19 protein-coding genes are annotated in these 16,724 nt (G+C 67.7%); 9 read left to right on the top strand and 10 right to left on the bottom strand.

Going from position 1 to position 16,724, the window contains the following annotated elements:
- A partial coding sequence (locus tag V6U86_RS13790; protein ID WP_334502898.1) for a 2'-5' RNA ligase family protein occupies window positions 1-398 on the top strand: 398 nt, incomplete at its 5' end.
- Between the two features lie 47 nt (window positions 399-445).
- Window positions 446-628, top strand: coding sequence for a hypothetical protein (locus V6U86_RS13795; RefSeq protein WP_334502900.1), 183 nt, complete (start codon window positions 446-448; stop codon window positions 626-628).
- On the opposite strand, the gene V6U86_RS13800 is transcribed toward V6U86_RS13795, so the two are convergent.
- From V6U86_RS13800 to ligA, 3 genes are all read right to left on the bottom strand, one after another.
- A complete protein-coding gene (locus V6U86_RS13800) occupies window positions 629-1,171 on the bottom strand; it encodes an AAA family ATPase (protein WP_334502902.1) in 543 nt (180 codons plus the stop codon).
- A 167-nt stretch (window positions 1,172-1,338) separates the two neighbouring features.
- Window positions 1,339-2,292, bottom strand: coding sequence for a DUF5954 family protein (locus tag V6U86_RS13805; RefSeq protein WP_334502904.1), 954 nt, complete (start codon window positions 2,290-2,292; stop codon window positions 1,339-1,341).
- A gap of 326 nt (window positions 2,293-2,618) precedes the next feature.
- On the bottom strand, window positions 2,619-4,721 hold the full coding sequence (gene ligA / locus V6U86_RS13810) for an NAD-dependent DNA ligase LigA (protein WP_334502907.1): 2,103 nt from the start codon (window positions 4,719-4,721) through the stop codon (window positions 2,619-2,621).
- On the opposite strand from ligA, the gene V6U86_RS13815 reads away from it, so the two are divergent.
- Both V6U86_RS13815 and V6U86_RS13820 read left to right on the top strand, forming a co-directional pair.
- Window positions 4,720-4,953, top strand: a complete 234-nt coding sequence (locus V6U86_RS13815) for a hypothetical protein (protein WP_334502909.1) — start codon at window positions 4,720-4,722, stop codon at window positions 4,951-4,953. The two genes, ligA and V6U86_RS13815, sit on opposite strands and share 2 nt — an antisense overlap.
- Window positions 4,954-5,081: 128 nt before the next feature.
- Window positions 5,082-5,816 (top strand): HAD family hydrolase, encoded by a 735-nt coding sequence (locus tag V6U86_RS13820; RefSeq protein WP_334502912.1) that lies wholly within the window; start codon window positions 5,082-5,084, stop codon window positions 5,814-5,816.
- Here V6U86_RS13820 and V6U86_RS13825 read toward each other — a convergent pair.
- A complete protein-coding gene (locus tag V6U86_RS13825) occupies window positions 5,813-7,081 on the bottom strand; it encodes a helix-turn-helix domain-containing protein (protein ID WP_334502914.1) in 1,269 nt (422 codons plus the stop codon). The genes V6U86_RS13820 and V6U86_RS13825 overlap by 4 nt on opposite strands.
- 187 nt (window positions 7,082-7,268) lie before the next feature.
- Here V6U86_RS13825 and V6U86_RS13830 point away from each other — a divergent pair, with 187 nt between their 5' ends.
- A complete protein-coding gene (locus V6U86_RS13830) occupies window positions 7,269-7,856 on the top strand; it encodes a class IV adenylate cyclase (protein WP_334502916.1) in 588 nt (195 codons plus the stop codon).
- Between the two features lie 175 nt (window positions 7,857-8,031).
- Here V6U86_RS13830 and V6U86_RS13835 read toward each other — a convergent pair whose 3' ends face one another.
- Genes V6U86_RS13835 through V6U86_RS13855 form a run of 5 tightly spaced genes read right to left on the bottom strand, consistent with a single transcriptional unit; the run spans window position 8,032 to window position 12,324 of the window.
- Window positions 8,032-8,820 (bottom strand): endonuclease/exonuclease/phosphatase family protein, encoded by a 789-nt coding sequence (locus V6U86_RS13835; RefSeq protein WP_334502918.1) that lies wholly within the window; start codon window positions 8,818-8,820, stop codon window positions 8,032-8,034.
- Window positions 8,821-8,859: 39 nt separating this feature from the next.
- On the bottom strand, window positions 8,860-9,459 hold the full coding sequence (tmk, locus tag V6U86_RS13840) for a dTMP kinase (protein ID WP_334502921.1): 600 nt from the start codon (window positions 9,457-9,459) through the stop codon (window positions 8,860-8,862).
- Window positions 9,456-10,559, bottom strand: a complete 1,104-nt coding sequence (locus tag V6U86_RS13845) for a radical SAM protein (RefSeq protein WP_334502924.1) — start codon at window positions 10,557-10,559, stop codon at window positions 9,456-9,458. The genes tmk and V6U86_RS13845 overlap by 4 nt, the downstream gene beginning before the upstream one ends.
- Entirely contained in the window at window positions 10,556-11,524 is a 969-nt protein-coding gene (locus V6U86_RS13850; protein ID WP_334502926.1) for an aminoglycoside phosphotransferase, read from the bottom strand. The genes V6U86_RS13845 and V6U86_RS13850 overlap by 4 nt, the downstream gene beginning before the upstream one ends.
- A gap of 8 nt (window positions 11,525-11,532) precedes the next feature.
- Window positions 11,533-12,324: a metal-dependent phosphohydrolase gene (locus V6U86_RS13855; RefSeq protein WP_334502928.1), complete on the bottom strand. Its 792-nt coding sequence runs from the start codon at window positions 12,322-12,324 to the stop codon at window positions 11,533-11,535.
- Window positions 12,325-12,333: 9 nt separating this feature from the next.
- Between V6U86_RS13855 and V6U86_RS13860 the strand changes: the two genes are divergently transcribed.
- Entirely contained in the window at window positions 12,334-12,603 is a 270-nt protein-coding gene (locus V6U86_RS13860; protein ID WP_334502930.1) for a hypothetical protein, read from the top strand.
- Here V6U86_RS13860 and V6U86_RS13865 read toward each other — a convergent pair.
- A complete protein-coding gene (locus V6U86_RS13865) occupies window positions 12,593-13,183 on the bottom strand; it encodes a hypothetical protein (protein WP_334502932.1) in 591 nt (196 codons plus the stop codon). The genes V6U86_RS13860 and V6U86_RS13865 overlap by 11 nt on opposite strands.
- A gap of 378 nt (window positions 13,184-13,561) precedes the next feature.
- On the opposite strand from V6U86_RS13865, the gene V6U86_RS13870 reads away from it, so the two are divergent.
- From V6U86_RS13870 to V6U86_RS13880, 3 genes are read left to right on the top strand one after another with little or no spacing between them, the layout of a single operon-like run.
- Window positions 13,562-13,777, top strand: coding sequence for a hypothetical protein (locus V6U86_RS13870; protein WP_334502934.1), 216 nt, complete (start codon window positions 13,562-13,564; stop codon window positions 13,775-13,777).
- 20 nt (window positions 13,778-13,797) lie between these two features.
- Window positions 13,798-16,299, top strand: a complete 2,502-nt coding sequence (locus tag V6U86_RS13875; protein ID WP_334503382.1) for a sensor histidine kinase — start codon at window positions 13,798-13,800, stop codon at window positions 16,297-16,299.
- Window positions 16,296-16,703, top strand: coding sequence for a roadblock/LC7 domain-containing protein (locus tag V6U86_RS13880; RefSeq protein WP_279516748.1), 408 nt, complete (start codon window positions 16,296-16,298; stop codon window positions 16,701-16,703). Before V6U86_RS13875 ends, V6U86_RS13880 begins: the two co-directional genes overlap by 4 nt.
- Window positions 16,704-16,724 lie beyond the last annotated feature (21 nt).

The raw sequence follows: 16,724 nt of genomic DNA on the forward strand, positions 1-16,724 counted from the left end.
CGCCGGCTGACCACCGGCCTGAGGCCGGGCAACGCCTTCACCCAGTTACGAGACGTCCCTTAGAGCTGTCACTTGGCCCGGTCGACCCCGACGCCGAAGGAATCGGCTTGCTCGTCCGTCCCTGGGATCGCGTCGAACAACTCCGAGCCACCATCCGCGATGCCATCAACGCGGTATGGAAGACCGTGCCGGAGGCCTCAGAAGGATTCCGGCCACACGTGACGATCGCCTACAGCGGCTCGCAAGCGCCTACCGCACCAATCCGCGACCGCCTCAACGCCATCCGCCACCAGCCACCAGCCTGGGTGACCATCCGGCAAGCAACGCTGATCGCGCTGCGCCGAGAGCATCGCAGTTACGAGTGGACAACGGTGGCGACCGCGCCCCTTGGCTTGTGACCCACTGACCATTCACTTCAACGAGCCTACGACTGGCTGGCGAGGCCATGGCTCCGGCGCCGAACGGTGAGTACCAGGCCACCGACATCGCGATCGCCTTCGCCCGCGACAACGACGTACTGATCCACCACATCACCGGCGAGTACCACGACTGTGGCAATCCCGCTGCCTCGTTGGCGGCCAACAATGCCGCAGTCCAAGCGACCGTGGGCTCTGGGCCGCACGTCTGATCACGACTGAGCCGACCGCGCCAACACCTGCGACGCCAACTCCGCTACCGGCAGCTCACCATCTAGCACCACCGTGTCAACCGGCAACAAACCGACAGCGGCAACGCAGCGGTCCACCTGCTCCAGCCGCCACGTACGCACCTGCGCATCACGAGCCGGGTCATCCGGCCAGATCGACTGCGCCTCAATTCGAGCCTGAAGGACGCGGAAGGGCACGTCGATGAAGAAATGGTCGACGCCCACGCTGTGGGCACGCAACAGACCGAAAATTTCCTCAAGATACGACGGCACCACCACGGTCATCGGTACCACGAGCGTGCGTCCGTACTCCTCCAGTAGTGCTATCGCCGTATCCGCCACGCTACGACGCCACACTCGTAGATCCTGGAAATCGCCGCTCGCGGGCAGCGGAACTATCTCGCGGAGCATGAACCCTGGCAACTCCGCATCGAACATCAACAGCCGAGGATCCTCCGCAGTCAACATCTCCGACAGGGTGGTCTTCCCCGCGCCGAACGCACCGTTGATCCAGATTAACTTCATGTACCGCTCCTCACGCGCCGATGGTGTACGACTCAAGAACCCGGTGAGGATCACCCCGCTGCCCGGCGTTCGCCGAACAGTCTCCGTGAAGCGCTTGGGCAGCCTTGGCTAGGACGGTGGTGGCCGGTTGGTGGTTGTCCAGCCCGATGGTGATGCCGTTGCTCGTCTTAGCGCTGGCGGCCCGCGCCCGGTGGCTGGTCTGGATCGGGGTCCGATGGTCGGGGCATTTCCGGGCCGGTGGCGCCCATGCGCAGCAGGGTCTCGATGCGGGTGACCCGGAAGTGGCGCCCGAGCGCGGTGACGTCGTCGACGGGGTTGGTATCGAGGGTGTCGGCGGTTTGTTGGTAGGCGGCTGCCTGGTCGTCGGTCAGCCTCAGCATGCGCGGTTCGATGTGGCGCAGGCCGAAGGCGATCTCGTCGCGGGCCAGCTGCGGTGTGGCCACCGCGCGACTGTAGGGCCGCCACGACCCGCCGACGGATTCGGCTGCGGCGTAGCGGGTCGGCAGGATGACCCCGACTGGGTGGGAGGCGACGGCGGCGACGCTGTCGGCGTATACGTTGGCGGGCACCTGGGAGCGGGGGTAGTGCGCGGTCGTCAGCTCTGCCCGCAGCATTGCTTCACTCAGGCCGGTCGCCCCGTCTGGGTCGATGACGATCTCGGGGGCGAGGAAGCTGTCGTGGTCCTCGGCGTCGCGGGGGTCGCGGTCGGTGGGTCGGGGCGGTTCGGGCCCGTCCGGGCCGAACCGCACGAACGTGTCCACCCGAACGATGCGGTGCACGCGACCGTTGATCACCACCTCGTTCGCCTTCTCCCGGTCCAGGACGCCGAGCGCGGTGGTCAACTCCACAGCCAGCGGGGGGTCAGTGGTCTCGTCGAGCTGCTCCATGAGGTGGTGCGCAAGCTCGTCCCGCGCGGCCTGCGGCGTATCCGACATGACGGCGTACACCTGCCACCGTCCGCGATCTATGTGCACCGCGTGGCCGAACAGTGGGGCACCGATGCGGATCTTCGGGTAGGTCACCGTTCGCCGTGCCGCGTCCTCCTCGGTGACCGCGCCGACTGGGTCGGCGGGTTGCTGCACCCGCAGGATGACCGGCGGCTGCGCTTCGTCGGCACTCATGCCACGGATTGTGCGACGGCTCGATGGCCTGTGTCACGAGGGCGCGCCTTTACCGAGGTGGCGTCGTGCACCGTCGCCCTGCAGGAGCGCCCGGCGGCTGACCTGAATCCGACGGCCTCGCCTGTCTGCCACAGTCGTTACGACATCCGTCTCCCCGACGAACTGGCCGTTTGCGTCGGCCGCCAGCGCGGATCAGGGCCTAGCCGGCGACCAGGTCAGCGAAGACGATCGGAACAACGGAATCCACCATCGAGGCATGAGCTGCCTTGCGAACCAGAGTCGCAACAACGTCGCCGGTCGACGTGGGCCTCCTCATCTACCCCTATTCACCTTAGGTGTCCAGCGAGGCGCTGGGCGAGTTCCTCGGGTGTGATGGTTTCGATGCCCAGTGCCCCGGCCTTGTCGAGCTTGCTGCCGGCCTTCTCCCCGGCGACGACGAGGTGGGTGCGGGCAGAGACGCTTGAGGATGCGCGTCCCCCTGCTTTGGCGATCAGTTCGGTCATCTCGGTTCGGGATAGGTCCGAGAGAGGGCCGGTCATCGCACCGGTTACCACCACGGTCAGCCCCGCCATGGGCAGCTCGCTCTTCGCCTCCTGGGCGGACGTCTCGGCCTCGCCTTCAGCATCTGTGGGAGTAGAAAAAACGAAGCCCGGTTGGTTCATATTCACGCCTGCGGCGACGAGCTTGTCGATGACGGGGGCCAGGTCAGCCAGTTCTTCGACGATCACGGGGGCCTTCTCGTTGCCGATGCCGTTGACCTGCTCCAAAGCGACGGCGTCGGCGTCTCGGATGGCTTGCATGGACCCGAAGTGCGCGGCGATGCGCAGCGACATGGAACGGCCGGTACCGAGGACGCCGAGGGCGCAGAAGACGCGATTGAGTGGCTTGGTCTTGGCCGTCTCGATCGCGGCCAGGAGGTTGTCGGCGCTCTTGGCCCCCATGCGGTCCAGGGTGAGTAGCTGATCGCGGGTGAGGGTGAACAGGTCGGCGAAGTCCTCGATCAGCCCCTTGTCGACGAGTTGCACGATGATTTTCTCGCCGAGGCCGTCGATGTCGAGCGCGTCGCGGGCCACGGCGTACCGGATCGCCTCTTTCTGGCCACAGGAGCGTCCCCGCGCGCAGCGCCAGCGCTCCTGGCTGCGGTCGATGCCGGAGCCGCAGCGCGGGCAGAGTTCGGGGAAGTCGATGGGCTGCTCGGTGCCGGTGCGGAGGCCGGCGACCGCGCCTTCAACGCGGGGGATGACTTCGCCGGCTCGGTAGACGATGACGTGGTCTCCGAGCATCAGGCCACGGCGGGTGATGTCGGCCGGGTTGTGCAGCGTGGCGTAGGTGATGGTGGTGCCGGCGACGTCCACGGGGTCGAGGACGGCCCGTGGGGCGATCACACCGGTGCGGCCCACGCTCCACTGCACGGCGCGCAGCACGGTGATCTTCTGGGCGGCCGGGAACTTGAAGGCGGTGGCCCAGTGCGGGGTGCGAGAGCCCATCCCGGCCCGGATCTGGTCGGCAGTGCTGTCGGCCTTGATCACGGCACCGTCGAGTTCGATGTCGAGTCCTGCGCGCAGGGCGCCGATCTCGTGCACCCGGTTCACCACCTGGTCGAGGGTCGCATAGGTGCGGGTGGCGAGCGGGGTGGCGGTCATCGTCCCCAGCCCGAGATCGGCGAGGCGGGCGATGAGCTGGGTGTGGGTGAGCGCGGCGAGGCCGGGATCGTCGGTGTGCTCGGGGTGGGTTAATGCGGCGTAGGCCAGGAAGGTCTGCCCGATTCGGTAGGCACGGTCCTTGGCGCGCAGTGAGCCCGAGGAGGCGTTGCGGCGGTTGGCGAAGGCCGTGGCGCCGTGCGTGATCCGCAGCTCGTTCGCAGCGGCGAACTGGTCCTCGGTCATGAGGACTTCGCCCCGCACTTCGATCGTGACCGGTTCGGTCAGGGTCATGGGCAGGCCGATGATGTCCCCGATCGCGTGGGACACGTCCTCCCCGGTCGTCCCGTCGCCGCGGGTGACGAGTTGAGCCAGCCGGCCCTCCCGGTAGCGGGCTGCCAAGGCCACACCGTCGAGCTTGGGTTCCACCGCCCAGCCTGCCACTGTGGCTCCACCCAGCCGCCGCTCCAGCGACGCGGCCCAGGCCGTCAGTTCCTCGTCGGAGAAGACGTTGCCCAGGCTGAGCATCGGCACGGGGTGCGCGACGTCGCCAGTTGTCACGCCTGCCGCGACCTGCTGTGAGGGGGAGTCGACCGCGACCTGCTCGGGGTGCGCGTCCTCCCACGCGGTGATACCGCGCAGCAGCCGATCGTAGGTCTCGTCGTCCAAGTCTGATTCGCCGGAGCCGTAGTAGGCATCGGCGGCCTTCCGCGCCTGCGCGACGGCTTCAAGGTAGGCGGCGTCGTCAGTGAGGTCGACAGCGGTCGCCACTGCGGAAGGTGTGGTCATGCTGTCCATTCTGCTGACTGCCCCTGACAGCCTGGAGGTAGAGCTGGTGGGACTCATCCCGGATGTCGCGTCGTTCTGCCTGCTGGTCCGCCGCACACATGGCAGGGCCGCCCTCCACCTGGCCCTACGGGCCCTCCGCATCGCGCGGGCGTACGTCTGCGCGGCGTTCGACATGGCCGTCGCCGCCCAACAGCCCGACGTATGGGCCTGGTCCCGCAGCACCCCTAGCTGATCGCCTACTACACCGCCGACCCGCCACCCCTTATGAGGTAGTCCCAGGAGGCCCCGGGTTGGTCGGCCGGCCGCAAACCAAGGCGGGCCTACTGTCGGTGGGCGTGGCGAGGGTGCCACGATGCTTACATGAACCACAGCAGCGCCGGCTTGGTCATCTGGGACGTTGACGGGACGCTCATCCCCGCGGACTTGCGCTGGCTGACGCGCGCGATTGCTCGTGCGTACGGCATCGCGCAGTCCGAGGTTGTCTTCCCGGACAACAAGGTACATGGGTATACAGACGAGTCGATCGCCGTCGACACGGCGATCGCTTCGGGCGTGGACCCGTCAGCTGCAGAGGCGGGCATACCCGCCTTCCGTCAGGCCATTGCCGCGGTGATGCAAGAAGGTCGGCAGGAGTTGGCTGAGGTTCAGCCGCCGTATCCAGGCGCCGCGGCGAGCATCGCGGAGTTGCACGATGGTGGCTTCATCCAGACCGTGCTGACCGGCAATCTGCGTTCGGCCGCCGCCGTGAAGCTGAACGTGGCGGGCTTGGATGAGTTTCTTGATCTTCGCATCGGCGGGTTCGGGTCGGACGCGCGAGATCGCTTTCAGCTTCCGGCAGTCGTGGCTCAGCGCTACTCCGCGGTCTACGGTGAGCCGCTTGATCCCGATCGAGTGATCGTCCTCGGGGATGCGCCCAACGATATCGCTTGCGCGCGTCACGCCGGCTTTCGTGTCGCTGTCGTCGCTCACCGGATTGGGCGTCGAGAGCTGGTGTCCTACGAACCTGACCTGATACTTGACAGTCTCGACCCGACGGCAGTGGTGGCCGCCGTCAGTTCGCTGTTGAGTGCGGGCGGGTCGCCGGCTGCTCGTTAGGCGGCCATCTGCTCATCGAGTTCGAGGACAACCGGCTCGTCGCGCCATCGGGCCAACCGCTGTCGGGCTCGTTGAGCTCGAGCGATGCCACGATGATTTCCACCTGCTTTCAGTTGGTCGTAGGTGTTGCTAAGCAGGGTGCAGGATTGTTCAAGTTCGCCGGCCTCGGCGTAGGCGCTGGCGAGGTCCACGGCTGCTGCCAAGGCGACGTTGACGTTGGCATGATCGTGCTCCAGCATCTGTGCTGCATTTTCAAGCACGGTCACAGCCTGGTGGGGCTGGCCGAGAAGAAGATGGCATGTGCCCGCATAGACGTGGAGGCGAGCGCTGCTCCAGTCGCTGTAGAGGCCGACACAGTCAACGGGTGACAAGTCGTTGACCGCTTCTTCTGCCCGCTTAAGGGCCGCCGTGGCCTCGCGTGGAAGGCGCAGGGCGGCGAAGGCTTGGGCCTGCTCGGCGGCCACTCGAGCTCGTGCGGCGGGACTGAGATCGTCGGACGCTTGGGCGGCCTCATTGAGTAGCCGCAGGCCGATCATGGTGTCGCCGTCTGCTCCGATCAGGGTGGCGGCTTCCGAGTGGAGGTTGCTCTCGAAGATGCGTGCAGTCGCGCTGATCCTGCGGTTGCCGAGCCTGTCACCGAGTTGGCGAGCGTAGGCACAGTGAGCGAGCGCGAGGGCACGGTTGCCCTGTGCGCTCCACAACCGGCTGGCGACGATCGAAGCTTCGGCGAGCATCGCTCCGATATCAGCCCGGACGGGCGCACGGCCTGCTTTGCGGTACAGCGCCGACAGGCAATCACGGTGTGCCTCGATCAGGCCAAGTAACGCGTCGGGTGACACGGCCTGGCGCTGCTGGGCCAGCATGCTGGTGAGCGTGGAAAAGCTGTTCCACTCGCCCATCAGGTAGTCGGTTCCGGACGGGCGAGCAAGCGTCTCCCCAGCGGTGAAGGACGACGGCTCGGCAGCGACCTGAGATGCCTGATTGGCAGCCATGCCGCTGGGCATGTACCGGGTGCTGGCGAGCCGGATGCGATCGTATTCCTGGGACAGTCTTCCGCCGGTCCCCAACAGTTCGTCGCTTCGGGTCCAGAAGTCGCGCCCCACGCGCTGCCGGCCGGTCTCCACGTTCGCGATCGTGCTCCGCCCATAGCTCACCCGAGCCGCATACGTTTCTTGTGTGTAACCAACGGCTTTACGGCTGCGGGCCAGCATCTGACCAAGGGCGACCCATGCTTTGGCCACGTCTTGTGGCGGCACGCTCGACATCAGCAGCTCCCGATGAGTACGGACGCTCGCGCGAGGCGAGACACGGTGGCGTGGGGGCACTGTAGTCCAGGTCGGTGACGTGTCGGCTACTCAGCGGCTTCTCCAACATTCTTCCAACAAAGTTCCGACATCGCCCTCGCGGTCCTCTGAGGTCGCGTGATCTGCGACTTTCGTAGGCTTCCTGCTCGTGACCCACGAATCAGCCAACAATGATCATGAGGTTGAAGCCAAGTACCGCGTTGACGACCCGAGAGAGTTGATGGCGGCGCTCGCCCGGCGGCAGGTGGTGTTGACGGAGCCGTCGGTGCAGGATGACCAGGCGTACGCACCAGCCGGCTGGTCGTACGGAATGTCGAAGGTCGGTGTGCCGTTCGCGCGTCTGCGCACCCAGGAGGGTCGCCATCTGTTCACCGTGAAGAAGCCGATCGACAACGAGATGGCGTGTCTAGAGCACGAGTGCGTGATTTTCGACCGCGACGCGATGCACGCTGCTCTCGTCACGATGGGTTGGGTGCCAACAGTGCGGATCGTCAAGCAGCGCCGGACTGGCGATTGGGACGGCGCGACAGTCTGCGTGGACGTCGTCGACGGGCTCGGCGCGTTCGTCGAGGTGGAGCGGGTGGTCAGCTCCCAACACTCGGGTGAACAGGTGCAGCACGGACTCGACGCGATGATTCGCTCGCTCGGTGTGCCGATGCTGCGGGTCGTGGACACCTACGACACATTGATCTGGAATTTGACGAGCGTGGCTGTTAGGACGTCGGCACCGATCTGAGGTGGTCGGGTCCGCGGGTGTTGGCGCCCCGGCTGTCCAGACTGTGAACCTCGGCCGCCGTGCTCAGCTGTCTTCAACTGAACTGCAGGAGTGGCACGTCGTAGCGGTCGGTTTGACGGACGCCCGGCCGCCGTGGCGATCGTTCAGAGGATCACGCGCCTATTCTGCCGCTCGTTCAGGAAGGCGTACGGGACGTTAAGGAAGCTTCGGTGTTGGCAGTACCGGCGCCGCGCCCGCCGGTACGCCGTATGTCGATGCCGGCGCTATGCGCCCAGTGGTCGGTGAGGCCATCAAGGCGAGGTTGGTTCAGGTAGGCGGCGGTTGCCAGATGGGGCAATAAACCAGCGCCGGCGTGGAGATAGTCGAAGCGGTAACCCTTGCCGGCTCGGCCGATCCAGCTGTGTGCCTGCACCTCGGGGTACAGAGTCCGGTGGACGTCGGTGAGCCCGAGTGCGGTGAGGGCGTCGAGAAAGTCGTACTCGAAGGGTCGGAAGGCGGGATAGCGGGGCTGGTGGTCGCGGCTGATGACGTTGTAGTCCCCGCCGACCACCAGGTGTGCGCGGTCGGTGGTGGGTAGTCGGCCCAGGGTGACGGTGACGGTGGTGAGGAAGGTCCGCTTCTTGGCGAGCTTCGCCGGCGCCCGGTCGCTGGAGGGGACGTAAAGGCCGAGGATCGTCACGGCAGGGTCGGTGTCGAGGGTGAGGGCGGGGGCCCGGCCAGGCAGGCTGATACCCGCAGTGAGGTGTGGGGCTGGGCGGGTGGGGATACGGCTGGCGATGGCACAGCCGCGGTCTCCGTCCGCTGAGGGCTGGTGAGTGATGAACAATCCGGCTGCGCGCAGGCCGCTGAGCAGGTGACGGGTGCCGGGTCCGTTGCTGGTTTCGGTCAGGATGATCACGTGGTCGTCGCGCTGCAGTAGCCAGGTCAGAAGGTTCTGCGCCCGGGCGAGCGCGGCGGCCTGCACGTTGATCGTCAGGATGGACAGCACGGTGAGCCTCGCTGGTCAGGGGCCGTCGGCGGGTAGCAGGCCGAGGATAGTGTCCACCACCTGCTCGGGGGTGAGGCCGTGACAGACCACGACGTGTTGACGCCACTGCTGCCGGCGCAGGTGAGCCGCGGCGTCGCGGTAGAGGATGAGTTCCTTCTCGGGTGAGCCGGCCAGCTCCAGCCTGGTCAGCTGCGGTCGGGCTGCCAGTCGGGTGCGGATGACCTCTGGGTGGTCTTCGAGGTAGATGACGGTAGCGGGCAGGACATAGCGGTTGTAGGACCAGATTTCACCGAGGTCGAGGCCGTCGATGCGTTGCAGCACCAGCGAGGAGGCGACGTACCGGTCGGTCACGACGTGGAGTCCGTCGTCGAGCCGGGGGATGATCTCCGTTTCGATGTGCGCGGCCCGGTCGGCGGCCAGGGCGAGGGCCAGGGCCTTGCCGTGTAGGAAGGATTCCTGCCGGCGCAGGAGTTGGCCCAAGGGTGTGCGGGTGGGCTCGCCGGTCAGGTGGACCCCGGCCGATCCGAGTTCGGCGAGACGGTCGGCTAGAAGGCGGGCGATCGTGGTTTTGCCGACTCCGTTCGGCCCTTCGACGGCGATGAACAGAGTGCTCACCCCTTCGACGGGGACAGCGGCAGCAAGCGACGGCCGTTGGGTGTGGTGATGGGGCACTGGTCGCTGTCGACGTCGCCGATGCGGCCACCTGCGGCGACGACCGCAGCCGGGCAGCCCTTGCCGCACTGCCCGGCGACATGGCAGGAGCCGCAGGTCGGGTTGGCGCCGAGCTGGTAGCGGGTGTGGAAGTCGTAGGCGTCGAGGCTGGGGGCGGCCTCTGCGTCGAGGATGTTGCCCGTCAGGAACTCGGTGTCGCGGTGCGCTGAGGCGGGCGTGCGGGCGGCGAAGACCAGGTAAGGGCAGACGGCGACCTGGCCGTCGACGAAGACGTAGATCAGCTTGCCGGCGTCGCAGCCACCCAGCGGCAGGTTGTCGTTGGGGAAGCGGATGCGGACGAGATCGAGCTGGTCAGCGAAACGGTCGGTCACCGCCCGGATCGCGTCCATGGCAGTCGTGGTCGCGGCGAGCTTGCTGCGGCTCTTCACTCCTCGGCCGAAGGACGATAGCGGGTTCATCAGCACGTATTCGGCGCCGACGTCGACGGCGAACGCGCACAGGTCGGCGAACTCCTGCGGGGTGGTCAGCGCGTTGGGTGTGGACAGAAGGCCCTTGAGTAACCCGGCGTCGGCGAACTTGCGGGTGGTCGCGACGGTGGTGTCAAACGACGACCGGTCACCGCGGAACTTGCCGTGGCTGTCGGGACGGAATCCGTCGAAGGACACGTTGATGTGGACGTTGCCGAGGGCGGCCAGGGCGTCGATGTCAGCGTCGCGGGTCCGCGTCGCGTTGGTGCAGATTCCCAGCGGTAAGTCTCGGTCGGCGACGGCCTGGCACATGGCGATCAGGTCGGGATGCACGAAGGGCTCGCCCCCGGTGAGCGTGAGGCGTTCGACCCGGGCGTCGAGCAGCCGCGGCAGCACCCGGGTAATGAAATCGAGTCGGGACAGGTCCGACCCGGCGGCGGTCGACGAGACGAAGCAGTGGGCGCAGTGCAGGTTGCACCGTTCGGTGATCTGCACCAGGGCCTTGCGCCCGTGGCCTCCGACGGAGGTGCGGAAGTAGCAGGACGAGGCGTGGGTGTCGACGACGAGGCGCTTCACGAGGATCTTCCTGTAGTAAGTGATGGTCGGCCGGCGCTAGTGGGCAGCGGTGCTCCAAGCAGGTCCACTGCGCCCTGGAGTTGCCGGAGGACGATTTCGATATGGCGCCGATCGGCGGAAGCTGGGTGGTGGCCAGCGGCGGCGGTCGTGAGCAGCCACCAGGCCGCCCACACCCGGTGCCAGCCCAGCGCCCATCGGGCAGCCGGAAGCCCGCCCCGGTCGGCTTCGGCGTCGGGGTGGCCACCTGCGGCGACGTAGGCGTGGATGAGCTTGGTGAGGAGTCGGGGTTCGGTGGATGTGCGGGTGCCGAACCAAGTGGCCAGGTCGAACAGGCCAGGTCCGGTGAATGCCTTGGCCCAGTCGACGACCCGGCAGCCGACGCGGCTGACGTGCAGTGACGTGCGGTGGAATTCGCCGTGGCACAACCCGAACGGTGGTCGCTCGGCACCGTCGGCTCTGCGTCGTGCGGTGGCAGCGACTCGCTGCAGCACCGCTTCGATCCCTTCCGCGTCGCGGGTGAAGCGCCCTTGCCGACGCAGCTCGTCCAACGCGTCGAGTCCTTGCTCTGGTAGCCGCGCCAGGCCCGCTTCGTCGAAGGTCGGGAGGTTGGGAATGCCCGCAGTGGCGTGAACCCATCGGGCCGTTGCGGCAGCCTCGGCGAGCGTCGCGGTCCGACTTGCCTCGCCCAGGTCCTCCATCAGCATGCCCACCCCGTCGGGGCGCATCGTGTAGCCGTTCAGCAGCGGGACTGGGGCTTGCTGGTTGTTGAGCGCGCGAAGGACGGTCGCCTCGCCGGTGAACGGTGCGGTGGCGATCTTGCAGATCAGGCTGCTGCCGTCGGGGTAGAACCAGCGCTCGACGGAGGACAGCTCCCATGTCTGGATGATGTGTCGCCGCGTCGGTACCCGTCGTGATGCGGCAAGCAGGTCGCCTCGTAGTCGCGTGCCGACCTGCTCGTCGAGCATGGCGCGGTTCACCGTGCACCCGCACCCTGCGCACGAGCGGTGGCCGGCTCGAGCGGCGTGAGGGCGGCGTCGAGATGCGCCGACATGCTGGCGGGCAGCCGAGGATGTGCGGCGCGTTGGAACGCCCGAAAATGCGGCAGTAGCCCGCACAGCACCGGGCGTCGGTCAAAAAAGTCCTGTGCGTTGCCCGTGCTGTGGGCCCGGCGCAGCAGCGAAGTCAGCGCGACGATCTTGTCGGCGGTCGAGGCAACTAGTACCGGTTGGTCATCTACGCGGATGGGCGGGTCAGGTTCATCAAGGGCGTGGTGCTCGGCCTGAAGCGCGGCGATGATCCGGGCAACCTCGGTTCCGTAGTTGGCGGTGAGGGTCTGGTAGATGTCCGGCTCTGCCGGGGCGAGGTCCGGTGCGTCGTGCAGGAGCGCGGCGATGATGACGTCCTGTGCTGGGGCGGGGACGTGTTGCCCGATGGTCACTGCGACGCGCAGCGCGTGGACCAGGGCTGGCCGGTTGTCGATGGTGTGCCCCGCGCACCAGGTCCGAGCGTCGCGCAGGGCGCGCTCGATGTCGGCGGGGCGGGGAGGCGATAAGACCGTCATACCCTGGTACCTCCTGATTGCCGTACGATCGGCGGCATGTCGGGGCCCTTTCCGCAGTGGTGTGAACAGACCTGCGTGGTGTGTCCGGCTCAGCAGCTCGGGCCGGGCCAGTTCGATGTGATCGACCGGCCAGGACCCGAATTCGCGTACCGACCTGACCTGGGATGGCGGGCAACCGCGGACGGTGTCGCCGTTTGCGTTCATCCGTTCCGGGTGGGCCTTCCCGCCGGCCGGTACGCCGCGCAGGGGGAGCTGGTCCCCGATCAGGCGCCCCGACCGGCGCCGACGGCGGCGGCGCTGGAGTTGCCCGCCGACCTGGTCGATCTGGAAGGTTGGCTCGTAGCCGTCTTGCGGCAGGCACCCGCCGACGGGATCTTCGCCGCTGTTGCCCGCGCCGAGCGGATCGCCGCCGAACAGTTCGGAGCGAAGAAGACGGTTGCGGCCCTGCGGCGGGTGCTGTCGGTGGAGCTGGCTAACCGCTGACCCCGGCGGCGAGCGGCTCGTTCCGTTCGAAGTCGAAGTCGTGGCTGCGTCCATCCCGGCCGAGACCAGCGGCCTGGTAGCGCTCGTTGAGCAGGCCGAGACGCCGATTCACCTCGGCCGAGTCCAGCCAGTACCGCAGTGGCTGCTCTCCCCACCCGGCGGCGGCGTAGTAGGCGTCCGTGATGCCGCCGCGGGCGTAGGTGAACTCCTCCAACTCGGTGGCAAGGGGGAAGGTGACGCCCAAGTCCCGCTGCAGGCGCGTCATCAGCGTGAACTGGGCCAGCACGGCGTGGATCATCTCGTCCACCGGCGCCGGCACCAGCAGTTCAGCGGCGCGCTCGTCGCCGCCGGAAAGATCGAACACGGCAGCTTTGAGCGCCAGCACGCGCAGCGCTTCGTCCAGCAACGGAGCGGCATCGCGCTGCAGCGACCATCGGCTGATTGCCGGGTAGCCGGTGAATGTGGCCCAGCAGGTGGAGTACTTCATCGACGAGCTCTGCAGACGGCCGTAGGCCGGGTGCGCCTGCATCTTGTCGAGGATCTCGGCGGCCCGACGGCCAACCTCTCCGACCTCTGGCATGGATGAAATGGTCATGGTGCATGCCCTCCCAAGGGGTCGTGGACACGGCAGACCGTCACGCCGCATCGCGGCTGCGGCCCCTCATCGCCAGCGACGTCGACGCGGGCGGTGACCCAAACATCAAAAGGCGTCATCGGTGGTGTCGATAAGGGATGTCGTCCAATTCCGACAATCCACTGACATTCATCTTCAACGGATGTTGCTGATGCCGGGAATGTCGGCGGATTGTCAAAACCGCTTGGCAGGGCTGGCCGACATTGATCGATCTCGTCTTAGGTCGCTCTATGTCGGCGTCAACGCCGCTGCTGCGCTGTAGTCACCAGCCAGCGATGCCAACTCACCGAGGGAAGGTTCGCCGTGCCTGTTGCCAGGAGGTTCATGCCTCTGCTGATCACGCCGCTGGTGGCGCATCTGGCCATCGCGCCGCAGCTACTGGTATCGACCGGCCGGCAACTCTCCGCCGGCAGGCCCGTCAACGAGCAGGCGCTTGCTACGGCGACTCTGTCGGCGACCGGCCGGCGCTGGCCGCGTGACGCGGCGTGGAGCGGGCGTGGCAGCGGTACCGCATCTACGGACAACTGGGCGGCGGTGTGAGCACGGCCAGTGGCGGTGCGATGCGGGTCTCGCGGATAAGAGTGGGCCGCCGGTTGGCGGATATATCGGTGCGGTGGAAGGCCGCGCTGATCGTGCTGCCGACGGTGCTGGTCGCGATGGTGTCGGCGGGTTTCGGATTGTGGTCCTCCGTGGGGGAGGCCAGGGCCGCCAAGGGTGCCGGGGATTTGTTCGCTGTGGGTGCGTCGGCGACCGAGGTGACGCAGCGCCTGCAGGCGGAGCGGATTGCCGCCGTGGGTCTGCTGCTACCAGGGTCGAAGGTGAAGCCTGCGGATTTCGAGCGGGCCGTGCAGCGCGCCGACGAGGCGATCTCCGGGTTCCGGGTGCTGCGTGGAGACCTCGAAGACCCGCCCGGGGGTGTGCGCGCTGTCCTGGCCCGTGCTGATGCGGGGTTGGCGGATGTGCAGGCGCAGCGGCAGCGGGTGCGCGGGGATGGCCCGGTGGCGCTGTCCGCCGTGGCGTTCGGCTATCGGATCGTCATCGCCGATCTCGGGGATCTGCTGTTGACGGTGGCGCAGAGCGGTGTGGAACCGGAGTTGGCGGATGAGATGCGGGCGTCGGCGACGGTGTCGCGGGCCCGCGAGGCGGTGGGTCAGCAACAGGTGGCGGTGTTGCAGGCGGTGGCGGCGCGCCGGTTGACCCCGGCGCTGCACGCGGAGATTGTGGCCGCCCGGTCCGGCCAGGATGAGGCGCTGCGCGAGTTTGACGCCTTGGCGCGCCCGTCGTGGAGGGCGCGGTTAGGGCGGACGTTGACCGGCAGGGACGTCCTCGCCGCGGTGCGCCTCGACGGCCTGGTCTCTGGCACCGGCGTGTACGAGCCGGTGCGGCTGCCGGGCGGCGCCGAGCAATGGAGTCGGGTGATGACCAGTCGAGCAGACCTGTTGGCCCAGGTGCAGGCAACGGTCAACGCTGACATCGCGGCTGCTGCTGATGAACTGTGGTTGGCCCAGGTCCGCGCGGCGGCGGTGCAAGCCGCGATCTTGTTGCTGATGCTGCTGGTCGCCGCGGTGACGGCGGTGCGTGTGGCCCGGTCGCTGGTCGCGCAGCTGTCGTCCCTGGAGCAGGGTGCACGCCGGGTCGCGGACGTGGAACTGCCTGCCTTGGTAGCGCGGCTGCGGGCGACATCGGATCCGGCGGCGGCGGCACGGCTGGCCGAGGGCGCCGGAGGCGTGGCGGTGCCGGTAGTTGGCCGCGACGAGGTCGGCCAGCTCGCGGGCGCGTTCAACCTGGTGCTGGTCGCGGCGGTGGACGCGGCGGTGGGGCAGGCACGGGGACGCGCCCTGGTCAGCGCCATGATCACTTCGGTTGGTCGACGCGTGCAGACCCTGACTGACCAACTACTGGCCAGCATTGATCGTCTTGAGCGCGACGAGGCGAACCCCGACCGGCTGGAGATGGTGTTCGCGGCGGACCAGCAGGCCACCCAGCTGCGCCGCTACGGGTCGAATCTCTTGATCGTCGCCGGGGGCGGCCCGGCCCAATCACAGCCAAGTCCGGTGGTGCTTGCCGACCTGGTCAACGCGGCCTTGTCCGAGATCGAAGGATTCGCCCGAATCACCACGGGGCAGTTGGTCGAGGTCGAGATCGACGCCCGCGCCGTCTACGCGGTCAAGTCGATCCTCGCGGAGCTGCTGGACAACGCCACCCGGTTCTCCGCAGACCAGGTGCGCGTGGTGGCGGGGTGGTCCGGGCATGACGTGCAGATCCTTGTCGTCGATTCCGGCCTCGGGATGATCCCGGAGCAGTTCGACCGCGCTAACGCTCTGCTGGCGAGCCCGGAGATCGAGGTTGCGGTCACCGACCAAATGGGACTGGTCGTGACATCCCGCCTAGCGGCGGAATTCGGGGTGCGAGTACGGCTGGGCGCTAGCCAGCCGACCGGCGTGACCGCCGAGGTCCTAGTGCCAGCTGAGTACGTCACGCGGGTGCACGTGCGGGAGATCGTCGTGCCGAGCCAGATCCAACGCCCCACGCGGCCGGCTCCCGAGCCTGCACCTCATCCGGCCGGGGCGACTCCGTGGGCGGGGACTGGGTGGACTGGTCAGACCCAACAGATCCCGGTAGTGCCGGCGCCAACGGCACCACCGAGCGCGGACATGACGATGGAATTGCCGCCTGTGCCTCGCCAGCGGGGCCCGGTGTCGTTGCCGGTGGGCGCGCCGCTACCGCCGGATCCGCCGATGTTTCAGGCGATGGCGGCTCAATCGCCGTGGTTGTGGCCGTCTCGCAGCGACGAGCGTGGTTTCAGCACCGACGCCGACGCGGGCTGGCAGGCGGCGGCGTCCGCCGCCGAACCAGCAACCGATGGACGCACCACCTCCGGTCTGCCTCGACGTCGCCCCCAGGCACACGTCGTCCCAGGTGGCCTGCCGGCACAGCGGACCCCATCGGAGCCCTACGTACAAATCGACCCGGCGGCGATTCGGGCGCAGGTCGCCGGCACGATGCGCGGCCTGCGAGCCGTGCCGTCCACCCCTCCCCTCCCGACAGGAGAACGCAGATGAGCCTCGCCACTACCGCCCGCAATTCGCAGCTGGCGACTGTTCTGAACAACCTGGCCAGCCAGATCCCCGCAGTGGCGCACGTCGTTGCGGTTTCCGGCGACGGTCTGCTGCTGGCCAGCACCGACGGTCTGGACACCGACCGCGGCGATCAGCTCGCGGCGATCGTGTCCGGGCTGGTCAGTCTGGCGCGCGGAGCCACCGACCTGCTGCAGACCGGCGGTGTGCACTTCCAGATGCTGATGATGCGCGACGGGATCCTCGTCGTGCAGCAGGTGCCCGACGGGTCGTCTTTAGCGGCGTTGGCCCGCAACGACTGCGACCCGTCGCAGGTCGCCTACGAGCTGGCGACCATGGCGGCGCGCATCGGCGACGCGGTCAGGCCAGGGCCGCGAACGGCCGGCTGAGCCGGCGTGTGGGCGGCGATG

Origin of the sequence: Micromonospora sp. CPCC 205558 (assembly GCF_036902955.1) — a bacterium.
GTDB lineage: Bacteria > Actinomycetota > Actinomycetes > Mycobacteriales > Micromonosporaceae > Micromonospora.

What these genes read in the sequence shown, in the direction of transcription:
- V6U86_RS13795 (WP_334502900.1), top strand. Translation starts at nt 446, where the DNA reads ATGGCTCCGGCGCCGAACGGTGAGTACCAGGCCACCGACATCGCGATC.
- V6U86_RS13800 (WP_334502902.1), bottom strand. Translation starts at nt 1,171, where the DNA reads ATGAAGTTAATCTGGATCAACGGTGCGTTCGGCGCGGGGAAGACCACC.
- V6U86_RS13805 (WP_334502904.1), bottom strand. Translation starts at nt 2,292, where the DNA reads ATGAGTGCCGACGAAGCGCAGCCGCCGGTCATCCTGCGGGTGCAGCAA.
- V6U86_RS13815 (WP_334502909.1), top strand. Translation starts at nt 4,720, where the DNA reads ATGCTGTCCATTCTGCTGACTGCCCCTGACAGCCTGGAGGTAGAGCTG.
- ligA (WP_334502907.1), bottom strand. Translation starts at nt 4,721, where the DNA reads ATGACCACACCTTCCGCAGTGGCGACCGCTGTCGACCTCACTGACGAC.
- V6U86_RS13820 (WP_334502912.1), top strand. Translation starts at nt 5,082, where the DNA reads ATGAACCACAGCAGCGCCGGCTTGGTCATCTGGGACGTTGACGGGACG.
- V6U86_RS13825 (WP_334502914.1), bottom strand. Translation starts at nt 7,081, where the DNA reads ATGTCGAGCGTGCCGCCACAAGACGTGGCCAAAGCATGGGTCGCCCTT.
- V6U86_RS13850 (WP_334502926.1), bottom strand. Translation starts at nt 11,524, where the DNA reads ATGCTCGACGAGCAGGTCGGCACGCGACTACGAGGCGACCTGCTTGCC.
- V6U86_RS13855 (WP_334502928.1), bottom strand. Translation starts at nt 12,324, where the DNA reads ATGAACGCAAACGGCGACACCGTCCGCGGTTGCCCGCCATCCCAGGTC.
- V6U86_RS13865 (WP_334502932.1), bottom strand. Translation starts at nt 13,183, where the DNA reads ATGCCAGAGGTCGGAGAGGTTGGCCGTCGGGCCGCCGAGATCCTCGAC.
- V6U86_RS13870 (WP_334502934.1), top strand. Translation starts at nt 13,562, where the DNA reads ATGCCTCTGCTGATCACGCCGCTGGTGGCGCATCTGGCCATCGCGCCG.
- V6U86_RS13875 (WP_334503382.1), top strand. Translation starts at nt 13,798, where the DNA reads ATGCGGGTCTCGCGGATAAGAGTGGGCCGCCGGTTGGCGGATATATCG.
- V6U86_RS13880 (WP_279516748.1), top strand. Translation starts at nt 16,296, where the DNA reads ATGAGCCTCGCCACTACCGCCCGCAATTCGCAGCTGGCGACTGTTCTG.